This window comes from Pseudomonas sp. JL23, assembly GCF_056933585.1.
This window is the reverse complement of sequence record NZ_CM167795.1, coordinates 2,000,316-2,020,869: the sequence shown is the minus strand read 5'-3', so window position 1 is coordinate 2,020,869 and position 20,554 is coordinate 2,000,316. Positions and strand designations below refer to the sequence as shown.

At 60.2% G+C, this 20,554-nt stretch carries 22 protein-coding genes and 1 pseudogene; 3 read left to right on the top strand and 20 right to left on the bottom strand.

What is annotated here, in order from left to right:
- Positions 1-18: 18 nt before the first annotated feature.
- Positions 19-150: pseudogene (locus AC1Z24_RS09490) on the top strand (sulfate ABC transporter substrate-binding protein); the annotation flags it as partial.
- 99 nt (positions 151-249) lie between these two features.
- On the opposite strand, the gene AC1Z24_RS09485 reads toward AC1Z24_RS09490, so the two are convergent.
- From AC1Z24_RS09485 to ccmA, 11 genes are all read right to left on the bottom strand, one after another.
- Positions 250-1,569 carry an NHL repeat-containing protein gene (locus tag AC1Z24_RS09485; RefSeq protein WP_483745409.1) on the bottom strand — a complete coding sequence of 440 codons (1,320 nt, stop codon included), beginning with the start codon at positions 1,567-1,569 and terminating at the stop codon, positions 250-252.
- 309 nt (positions 1,570-1,878) lie between these two features.
- A complete protein-coding gene (locus tag AC1Z24_RS09480; RefSeq protein ID WP_483745408.1) occupies positions 1,879-2,265 on the bottom strand; it encodes a hypothetical protein in 387 nt (128 codons plus the stop codon).
- A 119-nt stretch (positions 2,266-2,384) separates the two neighbouring features.
- On the bottom strand, positions 2,385-3,584 hold the full coding sequence (gene ccmI, locus AC1Z24_RS09475) for a c-type cytochrome biogenesis protein CcmI (RefSeq protein WP_483745407.1): 1,200 nt from the start codon (positions 3,582-3,584) through the stop codon (positions 2,385-2,387).
- A complete protein-coding gene (locus tag AC1Z24_RS09470) occupies positions 3,581-4,054 on the bottom strand; it encodes a cytochrome c-type biogenesis protein (protein ID WP_409033958.1) in 474 nt (157 codons plus the stop codon). Before AC1Z24_RS09470 ends, ccmI begins: the two co-directional genes overlap by 4 nt.
- The gene (locus AC1Z24_RS09465) at positions 4,051-4,584 is read right to left on the bottom strand and encodes a DsbE family thiol:disulfide interchange protein (protein ID WP_259105390.1); all 534 of its coding nucleotides are present in this window, start codon (positions 4,582-4,584) and stop codon (positions 4,051-4,053) included. The genes AC1Z24_RS09470 and AC1Z24_RS09465 overlap by 4 nt, the downstream gene beginning before the upstream one ends.
- Positions 4,581-6,554 carry a heme lyase CcmF/NrfE family subunit gene (locus AC1Z24_RS09460; protein ID WP_483745406.1) on the bottom strand — a complete coding sequence of 658 codons (1,974 nt, stop codon included), beginning with the start codon at positions 6,552-6,554 and terminating at the stop codon, positions 4,581-4,583. Before AC1Z24_RS09460 ends, AC1Z24_RS09465 begins: the two co-directional genes overlap by 4 nt.
- Before the next feature lie 6 nt (positions 6,555-6,560).
- Positions 6,561-7,025 (bottom strand): cytochrome c maturation protein CcmE, encoded by a 465-nt coding sequence (ccmE, locus tag AC1Z24_RS09455; protein WP_483745405.1) that lies wholly within the window; start codon positions 7,023-7,025, stop codon positions 6,561-6,563.
- On the bottom strand, positions 7,022-7,198 hold the full coding sequence (gene ccmD, locus AC1Z24_RS09450) for a heme exporter protein CcmD (protein ID WP_259105395.1): 177 nt from the start codon (positions 7,196-7,198) through the stop codon (positions 7,022-7,024). Before ccmD ends, ccmE begins: the two co-directional genes overlap by 4 nt.
- The gene (locus tag AC1Z24_RS09445) at positions 7,195-8,004 is read right to left on the bottom strand and encodes a heme ABC transporter permease (RefSeq protein WP_483745404.1); all 810 of its coding nucleotides are present in this window, start codon (positions 8,002-8,004) and stop codon (positions 7,195-7,197) included. The genes ccmD and AC1Z24_RS09445 overlap by 4 nt, the downstream gene beginning before the upstream one ends.
- A 73-nt stretch (positions 8,005-8,077) precedes the next feature.
- A complete protein-coding gene (gene ccmB / locus AC1Z24_RS09440) occupies positions 8,078-8,749 on the bottom strand; it encodes a heme exporter protein CcmB (protein WP_413303249.1) in 672 nt (223 codons plus the stop codon).
- A complete protein-coding gene (gene ccmA / locus AC1Z24_RS09435) occupies positions 8,746-9,387 on the bottom strand; it encodes a cytochrome c biogenesis heme-transporting ATPase CcmA (protein WP_483745403.1) in 642 nt (213 codons plus the stop codon). The genes ccmB and ccmA overlap by 4 nt, the downstream gene beginning before the upstream one ends.
- Positions 9,388-9,656: 269 nt before the next feature.
- On the opposite strand from ccmA, the gene fliK reads away from it, so the two are divergent.
- Both fliK and AC1Z24_RS09425 read left to right on the top strand, forming a co-directional pair.
- Complete coding sequence (gene fliK / locus AC1Z24_RS09430; protein ID WP_483745402.1) at positions 9,657-11,336, top strand: flagellar hook-length control protein FliK; 1,680 nt, start codon at positions 9,657-9,659, stop codon at positions 11,334-11,336.
- Positions 11,336-11,659, top strand: coding sequence for an EscU/YscU/HrcU family type III secretion system export apparatus switch protein (locus AC1Z24_RS09425; protein WP_483745401.1), 324 nt, complete (start codon positions 11,336-11,338; stop codon positions 11,657-11,659). Before fliK ends, AC1Z24_RS09425 begins: the two co-directional genes overlap by 1 nt.
- A gap of 106 nt (positions 11,660-11,765) precedes the next feature.
- Here the strand turns inward: AC1Z24_RS09425 and AC1Z24_RS09420 are convergent, their stop codons facing one another.
- From AC1Z24_RS09420 to AC1Z24_RS09380, 9 genes are all read right to left on the bottom strand, one after another.
- The gene (locus AC1Z24_RS09420; protein WP_483745400.1) at positions 11,766-12,167 is read right to left on the bottom strand and encodes a DUF2802 domain-containing protein; all 402 of its coding nucleotides are present in this window, start codon (positions 12,165-12,167) and stop codon (positions 11,766-11,768) included.
- Positions 12,168-12,647: a chemotaxis protein CheW gene (locus tag AC1Z24_RS09415; protein ID WP_413303235.1), complete on the bottom strand. Its 480-nt coding sequence runs from the start codon at positions 12,645-12,647 to the stop codon at positions 12,168-12,170.
- Between the two features lie 57 nt (positions 12,648-12,704).
- Positions 12,705-13,625, bottom strand: a complete 921-nt coding sequence (locus AC1Z24_RS09410) for a CheW domain-containing protein (RefSeq protein WP_483746580.1) — start codon at positions 13,623-13,625, stop codon at positions 12,705-12,707.
- 108 nt (positions 13,626-13,733) lie between these two features.
- Positions 13,734-14,525, bottom strand: coding sequence for a ParA family protein (locus tag AC1Z24_RS09405; RefSeq protein WP_483745399.1), 792 nt, complete (start codon positions 14,523-14,525; stop codon positions 13,734-13,736).
- Between the two features lie 46 nt (positions 14,526-14,571).
- Positions 14,572-15,459: a flagellar motor protein MotD gene (motD, locus tag AC1Z24_RS09400; RefSeq protein ID WP_483745398.1), complete on the bottom strand. Its 888-nt coding sequence runs from the start codon at positions 15,457-15,459 to the stop codon at positions 14,572-14,574.
- A gap of 5 nt (positions 15,460-15,464) precedes the next feature.
- Positions 15,465-16,205 (bottom strand): flagellar motor protein, encoded by a 741-nt coding sequence (locus AC1Z24_RS09395; RefSeq protein ID WP_259105409.1) that lies wholly within the window; start codon positions 16,203-16,205, stop codon positions 15,465-15,467.
- A complete protein-coding gene (locus AC1Z24_RS09390; protein ID WP_483745397.1) occupies positions 16,205-17,374 on the bottom strand; it encodes a protein-glutamate methylesterase/protein-glutamine glutaminase in 1,170 nt (389 codons plus the stop codon). The genes AC1Z24_RS09395 and AC1Z24_RS09390 overlap by 1 nt, the downstream gene beginning before the upstream one ends.
- 53 nt (positions 17,375-17,427) lie before the next feature.
- Complete coding sequence (locus AC1Z24_RS09385) at positions 17,428-19,725, bottom strand: chemotaxis protein CheA (RefSeq protein ID WP_483745396.1); 2,298 nt, start codon at positions 19,723-19,725, stop codon at positions 17,428-17,430.
- Positions 19,726-19,758: 33 nt separating this feature from the next.
- A complete protein-coding gene (locus tag AC1Z24_RS09380) occupies positions 19,759-20,547 on the bottom strand; it encodes a protein phosphatase CheZ (RefSeq protein ID WP_483745395.1) in 789 nt (262 codons plus the stop codon).
- Positions 20,548-20,554: the final 7 nt, after the last annotated feature.

Sequence of the window (20,554 nt, the reverse complement as noted above, 5' to 3'; positions counted from 1 at the left end):
TCTTTAGCACTTCGAGGGGCCAAGTTCAGCGACCGTTTCCAGAACGTCGACTTCCTCTCAATAGAGAAAACCTTTGGCGACTGGCGCACGGTGCAGAAGACCCACCTTGTTGATGGCGGGGTGTTTGATCAGATTTATCCGGGGAAATAGCCCAAAGCAGCATTACATTCGAGGCGGCAGTCTCTAAGTTTTGCCTCCCTGAAGTTTACTCCATAGAACAGTGCGCTGCGAGAATATCCCGCCACCTACCTAACTATTGATGACAACTACTAAACCTTTACCTAAATGTTGATCGTAACCCAGTGCGGTGATTGAGTGCTTATCCATAATCATGTTTACGAGCAACCCGGCAGGAGAATCGGTCCATCCCGTATTATTAAAGGAAGTGTCTCTTGCCCCATCGGAATTGAAACGTGCTACCAGGCACCCACTTTCTGGCCGGTCACCTGCGTGCCAATCACCCACTGCCACAATCTTACTATCGAGTTTATTATCACCTCGCACTACAACATCTTTAAAACGATCCAGACGGTGACCTACCACACTAAACAAAACAGGGTCACTCTTATTAAATGAGGGTACGGGCACGCCACGCTCATCAAGATAGGTAATGAGTGTTGGCATAGTAAGCGGCTCGCTCACAATCACATTTAACGCACAGACAATTGATGACTCAGGCCCCTCTGAAATACTTTCAACCCTGAAATAACCTAATCCCACACCTGAGACGCTATCAGGAGGTGCAATCAATAAAAATCCATCAGTACCAAATGTCTCATCGACCTCCCCGTCCTGAGAGTAGCGTGCAACCAGACCAAAATACCGGCTGGAGAAGACGTCATAGAAACCACCACTGACAAATATCCTGCCGTCAGCGAACTCCCTGACGGCCTCCAAAATCAAAGAATTTCTATTAGAGTTTGGCGCTTCGACCATGGCGATACCATCATCACCAAACCTCATGTCCAGATTTCCATCGGGTGTAAACCGAGCGATGAACTCCTTGCCTTGCGTAGCACGCCCAATGTAAAGAAGCGCATTGGAAGCGAGTGAGATCAACTGCGAATTTGAACTCGAACTCTGGGCGTTAAGTTTGTCGTCCTCGACACTCGCTTGATCCATGCCATCCACTTTTAAGGCGTTGACGTCCAAACGATGCACAATGATCCCCGCATCACCGAACTGCTCATCCAGATTGCCATTGGAGGTAAACTTCGCAAGCACGACCAGAAACTGATCAAGTCCACGCCCCAGCACAATAACACTTCCATCTTCCTGCACCGCCATCGCCTGAGCCATAATACTGGATCGAAGATGATTACCCAGATTGACCTGCGCAAATCCCCGCACACCAAAACCGAGATCGGGCCTATTATCTCGCCCCAAACGCGCAATCACCGCGAGATCACGGGGCGTCTTTGAATCAACCATCTCGTCAGATACAAATGCCGCATATAACGCACCATCGGAGCCCCGAACCAACTGAGAGACAGAGTAGACAATTGACTTGAAAGGCAGCTCTACTACTTCTTTAATTGGCGCATACTTAGCTTCACTATTCTTGCCCATGATAAAAATCCTCTTAAAAAACCAACCCACCCACGACCCACCTCTAAAGTATAGCAACACCCCCCGCCTTCCGAGATCCGAAAAAAGCGCGCCTTGATATTTATTCCCTATTAAAAAACGAGGCTTATTCCTTTTACTCGGCTGGCAAATACTTATAAAGTGCTTTAATTGCCAGCAGCTTTAAGAATCAGTCAAGTTATCTAAAATCGATAAAAGCGAAATTTATAAGTGGCGTTTAGTCTGTCCATCAAAAGATTTTTCAATAGAAGTGTCGGGGCATTATGATGGCCCAATATCCAGCGTCCCCATTCAATTCCCGAACTGACGACTCAACCCCGGTGGCACGCCGTGCCCGTCGGTGGCTTGCCACGGGCCGTCGGGGCTCAGGGCCCAGGTCCAGCCGTTGTCCCAGCGGTAGTAGGTACGCTGGCGGTAGAAGGTGTTGCTCGCATTATCCAGTACGTGCACGCCCAGGCGCTCGTCCCAGTGGCTATGGCCGCCAGGAGGGGGGGCGAAGTGGCTGGAAGTTTTCTGCGGGGCTGCGGGGGTTTGTGGCGTGGTGCCGCGTGGGGTGTTGGGCTGGGAGGACGGCAAGCTCGGGATCGGCTGCTCGCTGCGTGGCGCCTGGGGCTGTACCGCACAGGCACTTAATCCCATAACCATGGCCAACAAACTGATACGGGCGGTGCGGTACATGGTGGATTCTCTTGTCGTCGGATTGATAAGGCTCTTTTCAAACCACAGCGCAACTCTGTGGGACCGGCTTTAGCCGGGAAGGCCTATTCCCGGCTAAAGCCGGTCCCACAGGATTCGGGTTATTGATCCGGGCTATCGATGGTCAATGTCTGGAGGGCGGTCACGCTGCTGGCCAACGGCTTGCTGCGCCCTACCCACTCACCGGCAGTCGGTTGCCCCGCGCGGGATACTCGCGCCAAAAGTTGGACTTCAGGAAAGTTCGACAGTTTCAGTTGCGGCATCATTGCATCGGCATCGCCCAGTTCGACGTCCACTGGCAGGTCGGCCACGGTGACGCGCTTGACGGCCAGCGGCGCTGGAGGGCCGGACACGGCGCGGGCAAAGATGAATACGCTGTCTCCCGGCGCGACTTTGGCCTTGAGTTCCGGGGCCAGATCAACGCGGACCTTGATCAGAGCTGTCTTGGCCGCAACGGGCGCCGCTACCTTGCCGCCACTGGCAGTCAGCCGTTCGCCAGCACGGTCGATACCGCCCTGCAGCGCCGAGCGCGATGGATCATTGGCCGGCAGTACGGCGAGCAGGCGAGTCCAGTAATCCACTGCCTGTTGGTATCGCTCGCTCTCGAAGGCGGCGATACCGAGCAGACCGAGGCTGGTGACTTCCCGTGGGTCGGCCTTGAGCGCTTCATCGGTAAGGGCCTGGACTTGAGCCGTGAATTTCTTGTCGGCGGCGAAATACAGCGCCTGTGCCCATTGCCCGAGCAGTTCAGGCTGACGCCCGGCCAGGGCCACGGCACGCTCGAACATCGCCGCGCCATCGGCCGGGCGGTCTTGAGCCATATAGGTGCGGGCGAGGAAGTAGACACTTTCAGCAGAATCCGGCTGCGCCTTGACCGCCCGCTCCAGGCGCTGGGTCATTTCGCCGATGGACGCCGGCGGCCGGGCGAATTCACGGGTCAGCTCGACCTTGTCGCTGGCGCCGAAATGCAGGTACAGGCCAAAGCCCAGCACGGGCACCAACACGGCTGCCAGCAGCGGCAGCGGCTTGCCCAGGCGCGAACTGCGGGCAGTCTCGGCGCCTTCGGTATCGGCCAACAGTTCACGGGCCGCTTCGGCACGCCCGCTTTCCAGCTGCGCCTCGGTCAGTACACCTTCAGCCTGTTGGCCTTGCAGCTCGGCGATACGCTCCTGATACAGGGCGACGTTAAGGGCGGTGCGATCTTCCTCGCGTTGGGCACGACGGCCACGCAGGACAGGGATCAACAGGAAACTCAGGGCCACCAGCAACAGCAGGCCGGCGGCCAGCCAGAAATCAGTCATTCGCGATTTTTATCCAACAGATGGGCGAGGCGCTCGCGCTCCTCGTCAGAAAGAACGTCAACATCCCTGCGGCCTTGGCTGCGGCGCCGTGCGACGATCATGGCAATCACCAGCACGCCGCCGAGCAGCAGCCCGGCCGGTCCAAACCACAATAGCCAGGTACGGGCGCTCAGGGCCGGTTTATAGCGAACGAAATCGCCATAGCGGTCGACCATGAAATCGATGATCTGCTGATTGCTCTGGCCTTCGCCGAGCATGCGGTAGATCTCGCGGCGCAAGTCAGCGGCAATCGGCGCATTGGAGTCGGCGATGTCCTGGTTCTGGCACTTGGGGCAGCGCAGCTCCTTGGTCAGCTCGGCGTAACGGGCGCGTTCGGCCTCATCACGGAAGGTGTAGGCATCGATGGCAGCGTGGGCCAACGTGACAAGCCCGAGGCTCAGGACGGCAGCGGTCAACAGGCGCTTGATCATTTCGCTTCATCCACCAGGGCCTGATAGCGGCTGGCCAATTGTTCGCGCCAGACCGTGTCGTCGATCACGCCGACATGTTTGTAGCGGATGATGCCCTTGCTATCGATCAGAAAGGTTTCCGGTGCGCCGTAGACCCCCAGATTGAGGCCCAGGCTGCCGTCTTCGTCACGGATGTTGAGCAGATACGGGTCATGGAACTCCTTGAGCCACTTCAAGGCGTCGGCGTTGACGTCCTTATAGTTGACGCCATAGATCACCACACCCTGCTGAGCCAGCCGGTTGAGCACCGGGTGCTCGGCGCGACAGGCCACGCACCAGGTGCCCCAGACATTGACCAGTGCCGGTTTACCCAGCAGGTCGGCGCGGGTCATGAGCTTGTCGCTCTGCACGGCAGGCAGGGAGAACTCGGGGAACGGCTTGTCGATCAGCGCCGATGGCAACTCGGCGGGGTCAAGATACAGGCCGCGATAAAGAAACAACGCCACGCCAAGAAACAGCGCCAGTGGCAACAGCATGATCCAGCGCTTCATGCCACAACCTCCGCCAGGCCCAGAGCTTCACGAACCTTGCTCTTGACCTTGACCCGATAACGCCGGTCCATAGCCGCGAGCAGCCCGCCCAGCGCGGTGATCAGGCCACCGAACCAGATCCAGCGCACGAACGGCTTGACGTGCACCCGCACCGCCCAGGCGCCGTTATCCAGAGGCTCACCCATGGCCACATAAAGGTCGCGGGTGAAACCGCCGTCGATACCAGCCTCGGTCATCATCGATTGTTGGACGCTGTACAAACGCTTTTCCGGATGCAGTACGGTGACCGGTTGACCATCACGCATCACACGAATGGTGCCGCGATCCGAAGTGAAGTTGGGGCCTTGATAATGCTTGGCGCCTTCAAAGACGAACCTATAGCCGCCCAGCTCGGTGGAGTCGCCGGGGGCCAGGCGCAAATCGCGCTCGGCGCTGTGCTGGCTGGACAGGACCACACCCAGAGCGCACACCGCGATACCGATATGCGCCAGCTGCATGCCCCAGTAGCTGCGGGTCAGGCCGCGCATGCCCTTGAACAGGCCCTTGTGGCGGGTCTTGTCGAGCAGGTCGCGGATGCCGGCCAGCAGCACCCAGGCAGCCAGGGCACAGGTCGCCAGCACCGCCCACTGGAAATCGCCGAGGGCAAAACCGGCGATGGCAGCGAGCACGGCTGTGCCGACCAGTACCGGGGCGAGCATGCTGGCCAGCCATTTGACCGGGGTGTCTTTCCAGCGCACCAGTACGCCTACTGCCATGACCAGCATCAGCAGCGCCATCAACGGTACGAACAGAGCGTTGAAGTACGGTGGACCGACCGACATCTTCGCCCCGCTCATGGCGTCCAGCACCATGGGGTAGAGGGTGCCGAGCAGGATCATCGATGCGGCGACTACCAGAATCAGGTTATTGCCCAGCAGCAGGGTTTCCCGCGACCACAGGCCAAAGCCGACATGACTCTTCACCACCGGGGCGCGCAGGGCGAACAGGGTCAGGGAGCCGCCGACCACGAACAGCAGGAAGATCAGGATAAACACGCCGCGGGCCGGATCGGACGCGAAGGCATGCACCGAAGTCAGCACGCCGGAGCGCACGAGGAAGGTGCCGAGCAGGCTCAGAGAGAACGCGGCAATCGCCAACAACACCGTCCAGCTCTTGAACACGCCGCGTTTTTCCGTGACCGCCAGGGAGTGGATCAGCGCCGTACCCACCAGCCAGGGCATGAACGAGGCGTTTTCCACCGGGTCCCAGAACCACCAGCCACCCCAGCCAAGTTCGTAGTAGGCCCACCAGGAGCCCAGGGTGATACCCACGCCGAGGAACGACCAGGCAACGATGGTCCAGGGCCGCGACCAGCGCGCCCAGGCGGCGTCGAGGCGGCCGCCGAGCAAGGCGGCAATGGCGAAAGCGAAGGCCACGGAGAAACCGACATAACCCATGTACAGCATCGGTGGATGCACGATCAGGCCGATGTCCTGCAATAACGGGTTGAGGTCGCGACCGTCGGCCGGGATCTGCGGCAGGATGCGGCTGAACGGATTGGAAGTAACGATCAGAAACAGCAGGAAGCCAACGCTGATCATGCCCATTACCGCCAGTACCCGCGCCAGCATGACCTGAGGCAGTTGCCGGGAGAATACCGAGACGGCGAAGGTCCAGCCGCCGAGAATCAGCGCCCACAGCAACAGAGAGCCTTCATGGGCGCCCCACACTGCGCTGAACTTGAAGTACCAGGGCAAATGGCTGTTGGAGTTCTCTGCAACATAGGCGACGGAGAAGTCATCGTTCATGAACGACCAGGTCAGGCAGCCGAAGGCAAATACCAGAAAGGCAAATTGGCCCCAGGCCGCTGGCTGGGCCAGGCCCATCCATTGCCGGTCACCGCGCCAGGCGCCCCACAGGGGTACGCTGGCCTGTACCATGGCAAAGCACAGCGCCAGAATCATGGCCAGGTGGCCGAGTTCAGGAATCATCGTTCTTTACCCTTGTTTCGCAGGTGTGGTGGAGTCCGGGCCAGCCTGGCCGCTTTCCTTCAGGGCCTTGGTCACTTCAGGGGGCATGTACTTCTCGTCATGCTTGGCCAGCACTTCATCGGCAACGACAACGCCATCACTGTTGAGCTTGCCCAGAGCGACGATGCCCTGCCCTTCACGGAACAGATCCGGGAGGATGCCGCGATAGGTGATGGTCACCGACTTGTTGAAGTCCGTGACCACGAACCGAACATCCAGGGAATCAGCGGAGCGTTTCAGCGAGCCTTTCTCCACCATGCCACCGGCACGGATGCGCGTGTCGTGGGGCGCTTCGCCCGAGGCGATCTGGGTCGGGGTGTAGAACAGGTTGATGTTTTCCTTCAGCGCACTGAGGGCCAGGGTGGCGGCAATACCGACCCCGGCGAGGATCGCGACGATGATCAACAGGCGCTTCTTGCGCAACGGATTCACTTACGGTTCTCCCAGCGCAGACGTCGCGCTTCTTGTTGCAGGTAACGCCGACGGGCCAGCAACGGCAACGCCACATTGAGGATCAGCACGGCGACACAGATGCCGTAGGCCGACCAGACAAACAGAGCATGATGCCCCATCGCCAGAAAATCGCTGAATGAAACAAAACTCACAATGGCTCCCCTTGATCTGCCGGGTGGCCGAGGCTTTTGCGCACTTCAGCCTTGACCCAACTGGCCCGCGCCTCACGCTTGAGCACTTCCAGGCGCATGCGCAACAGCAGTACCGCGCCAAAAAAACAGTAGAACCCCAGCACTGTGAACAGCAGCGGCAGCCACATTTCAGCGGGCATCGCCGGTTTTTCCGTGAGGCTGAACGTGGCGCCCTGATGCAGGGTGTTCCACCATTCAACCGAATACTTGATGATCGGTATATTGACCACACCGACAATAGCCAGCACTGCGCAGGCCTTGGCCGCACTGTCACGGTTGGTAATGGCGTTACCCAGAGCGATCAGACCGAAGTACAGGAACAGCAGGATCAGCATCGAGGTCAGGCGCGCGTCCCAGACCCACCAGGCGCCCCACGTCGGCTTGCCCCAGATGGCACCGGTGATCAGGGCCACAGCGGTCATCCAGGCGCCGATGGGGGCTGCGCATTGCAGGGCGACGTCGGCCAGTTTCATCTTCCAGACCAGCCCGACCACACCGCACACCGCCAGCATCACGTAGCAGGACTGCGCCAGCATGGCCGCCGGGACATGGATATAGATGATGCGGAAGCTGTTGCCCTGCTGGTAATCCGGCGGCGCGAAGGCCAGGCCCCAGACGATACCGATACCGAGCAGCAACAAGGCGGCGACACTCAGCCACGGCAGCAGCCGGCCGCTGATGCCATAGAACCATTTCGGCGAGCCCAGTTTGTGGAACCAGGCCCAGCTGATGCCGCGCTTGACGCTGCTATTCACACTGCCTTTCATCAGATTGCCTTTCATCACGGATGCAGGGTTCGGTAAGAGGCCCGACTATGCGGCGCGCTCCTCAAAACCTCAATTATTCACCGACGCTGATCTTCAGGCCGGCGGCTATCGCAAAGGGTGCCAGGGTCACCGCCAGGGCGGTCAGACTGCCCAGCCACAACAGGTAACCGGTGGCAGGCATGCCCATCAGGGCCGCCTGCAACGCGCCGCTGCCCAGGATCAACACCGGGATATACAGCGGCAAAATCAACAGCGCGAGTAACAGACCTCCGCGCTTCAAACCAACCGTCAGTGCCGCGCCCACGGCGCCTAGCAGGCTGAGAATCGGTGTACCCAGCAACAATGAGGCCAGCAATACCGGCAGACATTGCGCCGGGAGGCCCAGCATCAGGGCCAGCAGCGGTGCCAGCAGCACCAGGGCCAGCCCGGAAAAAACCCAGTGTGCCAGTACCTTGGCCAATACCAGAAGTGCCAGAGGGTGCGGCGAAAGGACCCACTGTTCCAGAGAGCCGTCCTCGAAATCACTGCGAAACAGCCCGTCCAGCGAGAGCAGCACCGACAACAAAGCCGCCACCCACACCAGCCCCGGCGACAGGGTTTGCAACAATTGCGTCTCGGGGCCTACCGCCAGGGGAAACAGTGCAATCACAATTGCAAAGAACACCAGGGGGTTGGCAAGCTCGGCCGGACGACGAAACAGCAAACGTGCCTCGCGGGCGACGAGCAGAGTAAAGACATGACTCATACGGCCCACTGTCCCAGGTCAATGTCCCGATAACCTGTCGGCATACGGGTAAGGGTATGGTGAGTGGTCAGCACGACCATGCCGCCCTGCTCACAATGTTCGGCCAGATGCGCTTCCAGTTGCGCCACGCCCTGCTTGTCCAGAGCAGTAAAGGGCTCATCGAGAATCCACAGCGCCGGGCTGTCCAGATACAGGCGGGCCAGGGCCACCCGCCGATGCTGCCCTGCGGACAGGGTGTGGCATGGCAGATCCTCGAAACCGCGCAGCCCTACCGCTTCCAGCGCCTGCTCTATCGCAGCGGCATCGGCTGGACGGTGCAAGGCACAGAGCCAGGTGAGATTCTCGGTCGGGGTCAACAACTCCTTGATCCCGGCAGCATGACCGATCCACAGCAGTTGCCGGGCCAGCTCGGCGCGCTGCTCGATCAACGGCCGGCCATTGAGCAGGATTTCACCTGCACTGGGCTGCATCAACCCGCACAACAAGCGCAACAGGCTGGTCTTGCCGCTGCCGTTGGGACCGCTGATCTGCAACATGTCGCCGGGAACGATCTGCAGCTCGAGGTTCTCGAACAGCATGCGCCAGTCGCGCTCGCACGCCAGGGCGGTTGCTTGCAGCAGGGGAAGAGGACGGCTCATCGGGGGGTCCTGGAATGGGCTTTTATCAAACACAGCTATCTGATTGGGATGAGATCTGTGGGACCGGCTTCAGCCGGGAAAGCGCATTCCCGGCTAAAGCCGGTCCCACAATGTGTTCTACAGGCATGTGGCAAAACGAAGGGGAACTCAAGTCCCCCTTGAAATGGCCGTTATAGAGGTGCAGCTTGATTGCCTGCCGGCTTCTTCGAGGGCCGGAATTATACATGTCTCTCCTCATCGCAAGAGGGCAATTTCCAGGGTCGCAATTAATGCCAGCTGATATTCCCAGTCTTTCCCAAGCCTCTGCCGCCATGGCCCTGGCGCGCGCCGGTGTTTCCGCAGGGCAGATATTCCAGCTCCTGCAACCGATGAAAAACCTGGTTGCGCCGGGGGAAGCCGTGACCGCGGAAGTGGTCAACCTCAAGCAGACCGGGGACCAGACCTACCAGTTGCTGCTCAAACTGATCCAGGGCAACGGCACCCAGAGCATGGTCCCGGTGACCAGCACTCTGCCGCTGACACCCGGCACCAGCCTGACTGTCACCCAAGCATCGGCCAATACGCTGAGTCTGTCCTTGCAGCAGATCAATAATGCGCTCAATAGCGTGCTGACGCGCCTGGACACACAGAAACTCCCGGTCGGGACCCTGCTCCAGGCCAAGGTCCTGACCAGCCAAGTGGTGACCGACACTCTGGCCCAGCTCAGTGGCCAGCCTGCGGCTCAGCCGAGTTCTACAGCGCAGAATGCGCAGACCGCCGCCCTGTATCGCTCAATCGTGGTTTTGCTCAACACTGCCCAGGCCGGAACCACCCTGAGCATCGAAAGCCCGCGGCCGTTGCCCATCGGCAGCCTGCTCAACGCGCAGGTCCAAGGTAGCCAGAGCCTGAATTTCGTGCCCCTGAGCACGGGTCTGGATCAGCTTGCGGCCACCCAGCAACTGGCCACCCAGCAAGGGCGCCAGGGCTCACTGGACGTACTGATCAATGCTCTGCAGACCCTGCAGAACAACGCAGCAGCCAGCGCCCCGGCGAGTCTCACCGGCAGCGCCCCGCCGAATGCACTGCCCGCAGCGGTGCAGGACAGCATCGACCAGTTACTGGCAGATCTGCCGGATATTCAGCAGATGACCACAGCCAAGGGCGTCGCTCAGGCAATCAGTGCCAGCGGCACCTTCATGGAGGCCAAGCTGCTGGCCGGCACCGACCCGATGCAGTCGCCGGACTTGAAGGCCAACCTGAGCCGGCTGATCGCACAGATCCTGCCAGGCCTGCCGGACAACACCAGTTACGACGCCGTCGCCGCCTCAAACATGCTGGCGCGGATGATGCCTGCGGTGATCCGCAGCGCCCTCGGCACCCTGGGCCAGGTAGCCGAACGCCCGCAAATGATCAACTTCCCCCTGCCTTCGCGCTCGGTTATCGCGGGCGAAAAGGATGATCTGGAGATGTTGCTCAAGCTCGCAGCGGCCGCCGTTTCACGCCTGCAGAGTCACCAACTGGGCGGGCTGGAACAGACCCGCACCCACGCCGACGGCACCCAGACCAGCACCTGGCAGATGGAAATCCCCATGCGTAACGGTCAGGACGTCGTGCCGTTGCAGGTCCGTATGCAGCGCGATGACGTGCCGGAGCAGGAACAGAAGCCGGACGGAGAAGGTAATGAGAACCGCGATACCCGTGAGAAGCTGTGGAAGATTGAACTGGCGTTCGACCTCGACCCTCTGGGGCCCTTGCAGGTGCAGGCACAATTGCTGCGCGGCAGCCTGTCGACCCAGATGTGGGCCGAGCGCTCTGACGCGGCGGATCTGATCTCCCGGGAGCTGGGCTATCTGCGCGAACGCCTGATCGCCTCGGGCCTGACGGTGGGTGAACTGGCCTGCAGCCAGGGCAAACCGGCCCATGGCCCCAGGACCAAACTTGAAAAGCGCTGGATTGACGAGACCGCCTGATGAGCAGCAGCGACACAACCCCTCGCCAGGCCATTGCCCTGACCTATGACGGCGTCCAGGCCCCGACTCTGTCGGCCAAGGGCGACGATCAACTGGCCGAAGCCATCCTGGCCATTGCCCGGGAAGCCGAAGTGCCGATCTATGAGAATGCCGAGCTGGTCAAGCTGCTGGCGCGCATGGAGCTGGGCGACAGCATTCCCGAGCCGCTCTATCGCACCATCGCCGAAATCATTGCCTTTGCCTGGCACCTGAGAGGCAAGTTCCCTGAAGGCCGTGACCCGAATGCGCCGCCGATTGAGCGGGATATCACGCCGAAGGCGTGAGGGTCAGGACTGTAGACCTGTAGAACACCTGTGGGACCGGCTTTAGCCGGGAATACGCCTTCCCGGCTAAAGCCGGTCCCACAGGTTGTCCCACGAATCCGGCGTGTTACTCCGTCGTATTCCGATGCAACTTGCTCATCAGCTCGGCTTCGGCCTGAGTCAGGCCACAGGCCTGAGTCAGTTCGTCGACGCTGGCGCCCATGCCGACCAGGCGCGCGGCCTGAGCAAAGGACAAGGAAGAAGGGTCGCGCTGTTCAAGCGCAGTCAGCTTGTCGGGCAAGGGTGCAACCGTCGCCCGTAACTCGTGCAGATCCTGCCCCATGCGTATCGTGCCATTCTGGAAATTGTCCACGCGACGGGCCAATTCACGATAACGCTGGTCACGCAGGGCATCGCGCTCGTCACGCTCGTTGTCGAGCTTACGCTGCCGCTTGCCCTGGGACAGGAACATCACCAGCGTCGCGATCCAAAGCACAGCCAGGATCGCGACGACTACCTCGAGAATCAATCAGATGTTCTCCAGCTCGGACCACTCTTCTTCGGTCATCATTTTGTCCAGCTCGACCAGAATCAGCAGCTCGCCGTTCTTGTTGCAGACGCCCTGGATGAACTTGGCCGATTCGTCGTTGCCCACGTTTGGCGCAGTTTCGACTTCCGACTGACGCAAGTAAACCACTTCGGCAACGCTGTCGACCAGGATACCGACGACCTGCTTGTCAGCCTCGATGATGACGATACGGGTGTTGTCGCTGACTTCCACCGGCGGCAGGCCGAAGCGCTGACGGGTGTCGATCACGGTAACGACGTTACCGCGCAGGTTGATGATGCCCAGCACGTAGCTTGGCGCACCCGGAACCGGCGCGATTTCGGTATAGCGCAGCACTTCCTGAACCTGCATCACATTGATGCCATACGACTCGTTGTCCAGGCGGAAGGTCACCCACTGCAGAATGGGATCTTCGGAACCTTGTGCAGACGACTTCTTCATACCCCTTACCCCTTACGTTCGTGCTGTGCAGGCGACGCGGTTAACGCCGTCCCATGATTATTTGATCTTGTGCATCTGCTTGACCGCTCCACTGGCAATCAACTCTGCCAACTCGGCAACATCCAGCAGCGCGCACATATGTTCGATCACTGTACCGGCCAGCCATGGCCTTTGGCCACGATGACCGCGCCATTTGATTTCTTCCGGGTCCAGACGCAGCGAGCGACTGACCTGATGTACCGCCAGCCCCCACTCGTAACCCTGGACCGATATCACATACTGCAAGCCCTGGCGGAAATCGTCGCGATAACGATCCGGCATGATCCAGCGCGCCGTATCCAGCACTTTCAGGTTGCCCGCCTGGCTCGGCAGAATCCCGAGGAACCAGTCCGGCTGCCCGAACAAAGGCGTCAATTCGTGGCCGGCCAAGGGATAAATCGACCCCAGGCAAACCAGCGGCACCGCCAGGGTCAACCCGGCGACGTCAAACAACAGGCACTCGAACGGCTCGGACGCCCACTCAGGGCGCTCGCTGCCGGTCGCCGGAGGTGGCGGCGGTATCCGCTGCATCTGCGTCGGCAGGTGCACTTCCACTACCGGCTCGACCAGCGCCACAGTCGGCGTGACCACAGCTTCGGCAACCTTCACCGGTACCGCCAGCGGCATATCGAGCCGTACTGCGGGCTTGACCTTGACCTCGACCGGCGTCGCCACCGGCACCGCGACAGCCACAGGAGCAGGTGCCGCTACGGCAACGGCGACAGGACTGACCACTGGCGCCAGCATGCGCGCGTCGTGGGCCATCTCTTCCCGTACCGCAGCCTCGAACTCATCGAAGCCATCGGGCTCGACCAATTGCGTTTCGACGACGGCCAAATCTTCGGTCGCGTCCTGAAGCAGGGCATCCAGATAGGATTGCAGCGCCAATTGCGGGCGCGTAGCCGTATCGACAGGACGTTCCGTTGGGCGCTGATTCATGACAGTACCCGCCAAAGATTGCAGCCACTTGCTGACGTTATCGGCTGCATCGACACCTGACTTGAATGTCTGCACGCAACGTCAGGTAATAAAGTTCTCAGGTCCACGTCAAGCCACCTGCGCTGCGGCGAGTTGTTCAGAGAGCAAATGCTTGAGCAAGGCCCGGTAAGCCAGGACGCCGCGACTCTTGTTATCGAACTGCGACGGCGTGACCCCATTGCGGCTGGCATCGCGCAAACGGGTATCGACCGGGATATAGGCTTTCCAGACATGCTCGGGAAAACTGTCGCGCAACAGCTTGAGGGTGCTCATGGACGCTTGCGTACGCCGATCGAACAGGGTCGGGACGATGGTGTAGGGCAACGGTTGCTTACGCGAACGGTTGATCATGGCCAGGGTGTTGACCATGCGCTCCAGACCTTTGACGGCAAGGAACTCGGTCTGCACCGGAATGACCAATTGTTGACTCGCCGCCAGGGCGTTGACCATCAGGACACCCAGTAACGGCGGGCTGTCGATGATGGCGTAATCGAAATCCTGCCATAGCTGCGCCAGGCTTTTGGCTATTACCAGGCCGAGACCACCCTGCCCCGGCGTCTGACGCTCCAGGGTCGCCAGAGCGGTGCTCGATGGCAGCAGGGAGATACGCTCGTCACTGGTAGGCAGCAGCAATTGCCCCGGCAAATCCTGGGGCACTATGCCCTTGTGCAGGAACAGGTCAAAAGCACTGTGTTCCAACGTATCCGGGTTGTGCCCGAAATAACTGGTCATGGAGCCATGCGGATCGAGATCGACAACGACCACGCGCTTGCCCGCCTCTGCCAGCAGGCCCGCTAACGCGATGGAGGATGTGGTCTTGCCCACTCCGCCTTTTTGATTGGCTACTGCCCAGACTCTCATTTTGCTTTTTCCTCCCGCCATGGCCATCGCCAAAACGAGAAACGACCTATGGGGCGGGTGACGGAGAATTGACGGTCCTGTTCGGTATCGTCGGCTTGAGTGGCGTCGGTGCAGTTTGTGTGCCAGCACGCTTCAACGCCGCATCCGGCTGTGCGTTGGCCGCGCCGGTACCGGTCAGGCTACGACGAACTTCAAGATTACGCGAGATCACCAGTACGACCCGGCGGTTGCGGCCACGCCCTTCCGCAGTGGCATTGGAGGCCACCGGCTGGAACTCGCCATAGCCCACTGAAGCCATGCGTGCGGGGTTGATCCCTTCCATTGCGAGGATCCTGACAATACTGGCCGAGCGCGCCGAAGAGAGCTCCCAGTTCGTCGGGTACTGCGAAGTATTGATCGGTTGATCGTCAGTGAAACCCTCGACGTGGATCGGGTTGTCGAAAGGTTTAACGATCTTCGCCACTTTCTCGATGATAGTGAATGCGTTGTCGCTGGGCATGGCATTGCCACTGCCGAACAGCAGGCTCGAATTCAGTTCGATCTCGATCCACAGCTCGTTGCCACGCACGGTGAGCTGGTTGGACTTGATCAGGTCGCCGAAGGCATCGCGTACATCGTTGGCGATCGATTGCAGCGGATCGGACGACTTCTGGCCGATCCCGGCGTCAGTTTGCTCACTGTCCTTGACCAGGGGTTCGGCAGGTTTGACGGTGTGGGGGCGATTGTCACCGATAGGGATCGGCTTGGTGCTTTTCTCGGCATCGTTGAAAACCCCGACCAGCGCCTCGGAGAGAATCTTGTATTTGCCTTCATTGAGGGACGAAATCGAGTACATCACCACAAAAAAAGCAAACAGCAGGGTGATGAAGTCCGCGTAGGACACCAGCCAGCGTTCGTGATTCTCATGTTCTTCGGGCGGACGACGTCTGGCCATGAGCCCTACTCCATGAAGCCTTGCAGCTTGAGTTCGATGGAGCGAGGGTTTTCACCTTCGGCGATGGACAGCAGGCCTTCCAGGAGCATCTCGCGGTAGCGCGACTGGCGCATGGCGATGGACTTGAGCTTGTTGGCAATGGGCAACAGGATCAGGTTGGCCGAGGCCACGCCGTAGATGGTGGCAACGAAGGCCACGGCGATGCCGCTACCCAGCTGGCTCGGATCGGCCAGGTTGCCCATCACATGGATAAGACCCATGACCGCACCGATGATGCCCACGGTCGGCGCATAGCCGCCCATGCTCTCGAAGACTTTGGCCGCATGGATATCGCGGGTTTCCTGGGTGATGAAATCCACTTCCAGGATGCTGCGGATCGCTTCGGGCTCGGCGCCATCGACCAACAGTTGCAGGCCTTTGCGGGCATAGTCGTCTGGCTCGGTGTCGGCAACCGACTCCAGGCCCAGCAACCCTTCCTTGCGCGCGGTCATGCTCCAGTTGATCACACGGTCGATACCGGCCGGCAAATCGATGCGTGGCGGAAACAGAATCCACAGCAGGATCTGCACGGCGCGCTTGAACGAGCTCAGTGGTGTCTGCAACAGCGAGGCCGCCAGGGTCCCGCCGAGGACGATCAGGGCAGCCGGACCATTAAGCAGAGCGCCAACATGTCCACCCTCCAGAAAGTTGCCACCGACAATCGCCACGAACGCCAGGATGAGGCCAATCAGGCTGAGTACATCCATCAGATACAGGCCTCGACCAAGTGCTTACCGATTTCGTCCAGGCTGTACACCGCGTCGGCCAGGTCCGCTTTGACGATGGCCATGGGCATGCCGTAGATCACGCAGCTGGCTTCATCCTGAGCCCAGATATGGCTGCCGCCCTGCTTGAGCAGACGCGCGCCTTCACGGCCGTCAGCGCCCATGCCGGTGAGAACCACCGCCAGCACTTTGTCGCCGTAGGATTTCGCCGCCGAGCCAAACGTGATGTCCACGCACGGTTTGTAGTTCAGCCGCTCGTCACCGGGCAGGATTTTGATCGTGCCGCGAGCATCGACCATCATCTGCTTGCCGCCAGGTGCCAGCAACGCCAGGCCGGGACGCAGGACGTCACCATCCTCGGCTTCCTTGACGCTGATGCTGCACAGCTTGTCCAGGCGCTCGGCAAAGGCCTTGGTAAAGGCGGCGGGCATGTGCTGGATCAGTACGATAGGCGCCGGAAAACTGGCAGGCAGTTGAGTCAGAACCCGTTGCAGCGCCACCGGACCGCCGGTGGAAGTACCGATAGCCACCAGCTTGTAGGCCTTGCGCTTGGGCGCAGGCGAAGACGGCGCATGGTGCGCGGCAGGTGCAGGGTGATGGGCATGGCTGTGGCTGCCGGAGGCAGCGGGAGCCGGAGCCGCCGAACGCGACGGGATAGTACGGGCCGGGGCTGGCGCTGCTGTTCTGGCGGCCGGCGCGGCCGCTGCAGGTGCTGCAGCCGGAGCCGGAGCGTTGAAGCCACTGAAACGACGATTACTGCGCGAAATGCTGTGAACCTTCTCGCACAGCAGCTGCTTGACCTTCTCGGGGTTGCGCGAGATGTCTTCGAAATTCTTCGGCAGGAAATCCACCGCACCGGCATCCAGGGCATCCAGCGTGACACGGGCACCCTCGTGGGTCAGCGAGGAGAACATCAACACCGGGGTGGGACTGCGTTGCATGATGTGACGCACAGCGGTAATGCCGTCCATCATCGGCATTTCGTAGTCCATTGTGATCACATCCGGCTTTAGCGACAGCGCTTGCTCGATCGCTTCCTTGCCATTGGTCGCCGTACCGACGACCTGGATGTTGGGGTCCGACGAGAGAATTTCCGTAACACGGCGGCGGAAAAAACCGGAATCATCCACCACCAGGACCTTGACTGCCATAAACACTCCAAAGGGCGCCACGGGCAGCACTCAGGCCGCCCGCGCTCCCAGAATCAAATACGCCGTGCGGCGTAACGCTTGAGCATGCTCGGTACATCGAGGATCAAGGCAATACGGCCATCACCGGTAATGGTGGCGCCCGACATACCCGGCGTACCTTGCAGCATCTTGCCCAGCGGTTTGATTACCACTTCTTCCTGGCCGACCAATTGATCGACGACAAAGCCGATGCGTTGCGTGCCGACCGAGAGGATCACCACATGGCCTTCGTGCTGTTCCTCGTACGCCGCCGAGCTGATCAGCCAGCGCTTGAGGTAGAACAGTGGCAACGCCTTGTCGCGCACGATCACCACTTCCTGACCGTCGACGACGTTGGTAGTGGACAGGTCCAGATGGAAGATTTCGTTGACGTTGACCAGTGGGAAAGCAAACGCCTGGTTGCCCAGCATGACCATCAGCGTCGGCATGATCGCCAGGGTCAGCGGCACCTTGATGACGATCTTCGAGCCCTGGCCCTTGGTCGAGTAGATGTTGATAGAGCCGTTGAGCTGGGCAATCTTGGTTTTCACCACGTCCATGCCCACGCCCCGTCCGGAGACGTCGGAAATCTCGGTCTTGGTCGAGAAACCCGGAGCAAAGATCAGGTTGTAGCAGTCGCTGTCGCTCAGGCGATCAGCTGCATCCTTGTCCATCACACCGCGCTTGACCGCAATGGCACGCAATACCGCCGGGTCCATGCCCTTGCCGTCGTCGGAGATCGACAGGAGGATATGGTCACCCTCCTGCTCCGCCGACAGTACGACCTTGCCGCCCCGTGGCTTGCCCGAGGCTTCGCGTTCTTCCGGAGTTTCGACACCGTGGTCGACCGCGTTGCGCACCAAGTGGACCAGTGGGTCGGCCAGGGCCTCGACGAGGTTTTTGTCCAGGTCGGTCTCTTCGCCGACCAGTTCCAGGTTGATTTCTTTCTTCAACTGCCGGGCCAGGTCGCGAACCAGTCGCGGGAAGCGCCCGAAAACCTTTTTGATCGGCTGCATGCGGGTTTTCATCACCGCGGTCTGCAGGTCAGCCGTTACCACGTCAAGGTTGGACACCGCCTTGGACATGGCTTCGTCGCCGCTGTTGAGCCCCAGACGCACCAGGCGGTTACGCACCAGTACCAGCTCGCCGACCATGTTCATGATTTCGTCGAGACGGGCTGTATCAACCCGTACCGTGGTCTCGGCTTCCGTCGCCGGTTTTTCTGGTGGCGGAGCCGCAGCAGCGGCAGGCGCGCGGGCAGGTGCTGGAGCTGCAGCAGGTGCGGCAGCCTTGGCCGGTTCTGCCTTGGCAGCGGCTGCTGGCGAGGCGGCCGGAGCCGGTTTGGCAGCAGGAGCGGCTGCAGCGGCGGCCGGCTTGGCCACCGCTGCTGGCGCGGCTACCGCAGCAGGCTCGAACTTGCCCTTGCCGTGCAGTTCGTCGAGCAGGTTTTCGAATTCATGGTCAGTGATTTCATCACTGGCCTTGCCGCCAGCAGCAGGGGCAGTCGCAGCGGGTGCGGCGGCGACTACGGGTGGTGCTGGCGCTGCGGCATCAAAGGAACCCTTGCCGTGCAGCTGATCAAGCAAGGCTTCGAATTCTTCGTCGGTAATATCACCCGACTCGGGGGCACCGGCAGCCGGTGCTGCAGGCTTGGCTGCAACCGGGGCGGCAGACACCGCATCCGGGGCGAACTGGCCCTTGCCGTGCAACTGGTCGAGCAGGGATTCGAATTCGCTGTCGGTGATCTCGTCACTGCCAGCCGCAGCCGGAGCCGCCGCTACAGGCGCGGCAGGAGCTGCCGCTGCAGCCTTGGCCGCATCGAGAGAGTCGAGCAGTTGCTCGAATTCATGATCGGTAATTTCGTCGGAAGCAGCCTCGACGGGAGCCTCTTCAACCACTGGCGCCGCCGCAACCGGTTCCGGTTCTGCAGCAACGTCCGCCGAAGCCGGTTCCGCCAGGCGAGCCAGGGCAGCCAGCAGCTCAGGGGTGGCAGGCGTGACGTCCGTGCGCTCACGCACCTGACTGAACATGCCGTTCACCGCATCGAGTGCCTCAAGGACCACGTCCATCAATTCCGAGTCGACGCGACGCTCACCCTTGCGCAGGATGTCGAAGACGTTCTCGGCGATGTGGCAGCACTCCACCAGCTCATGGAGCTGGAGGAAGCCGGCGCCCCCTTTTACAGTGTGAAAACCGCGAAAAATTGCATTGAGCAGGTCTGCGTCATCCGGTCGGCTTTCCAGCTCGACCAATTGTTCAGACAACTGCTCCAGAATCTCGCCGGCCTCTACCAGAAAATCCTGAAGGATCTCTTCATCGGCGCCGAAGCTCATTGGGGTGCTCCCTAAAATTAACCGTCAACAGACCTAGAAGCCCAGGCTCGATAGCAGATCGTCTACATCGTCCTGTCCCGATACAACGTCTTCACGCTTATCGGCATGAATCTGCGGACCTTCACCCTGGGACAGATGTTTTTCTGGATCATTTTCTGCGCGGATCGCTTCTTCGTCGTGTTGTATGCCCGCGAAACGATCGACCTGACTGGCCATCAGCACCAGTTTGAGCAAGTTGCTTTCAACTTCCGTGACCAACTGCGTGACCCGTTTGATCACCTGACCGGTGAGGTCCTGGTAATCCTGGGCCAGCAGAATGTCATTGAGATGAGCGGCGACCAGTGTTGTTTCCTTCTCGCTGCGCGACAGAAAACCGTCCACTTTGCGTGCCAACTCGCGAAACTCTTCGGCACCGACTTCCCGGCGCATGAAGCGTCCCCAGTCCTTGCTCAATTCCTTGGCATCGCTGCTGAGGCCATGCATCAGCGGTGTGCTTTGCTCCACCAGATCCATGGTGCGATTGGCCGCGCCTTCCGTCAGCCGAACAACATATGACAGGCGTTCGGTGGCATCAGTGATCTGAGACACTTCCTCGGCTTGCGGCATGTGCGGGTCAATCTGAAAATTGACAATCGCACTGTGCAGCTCACGGGTCAGTTTGCCGACTTCCTGATACAGGCCGCGGTCTCGGGTCTGGTTAAGCTCATGGATAAGTTGCACGGCGTCGCCGAACCGGCCTTTTTCAAGGCTGCTCACCAACTCCTTAGCATGTTTCTTCAGGGTCGACTCGAAGTCGCCCATTGACGAATCTTTGTGCTCCATAGCGCCC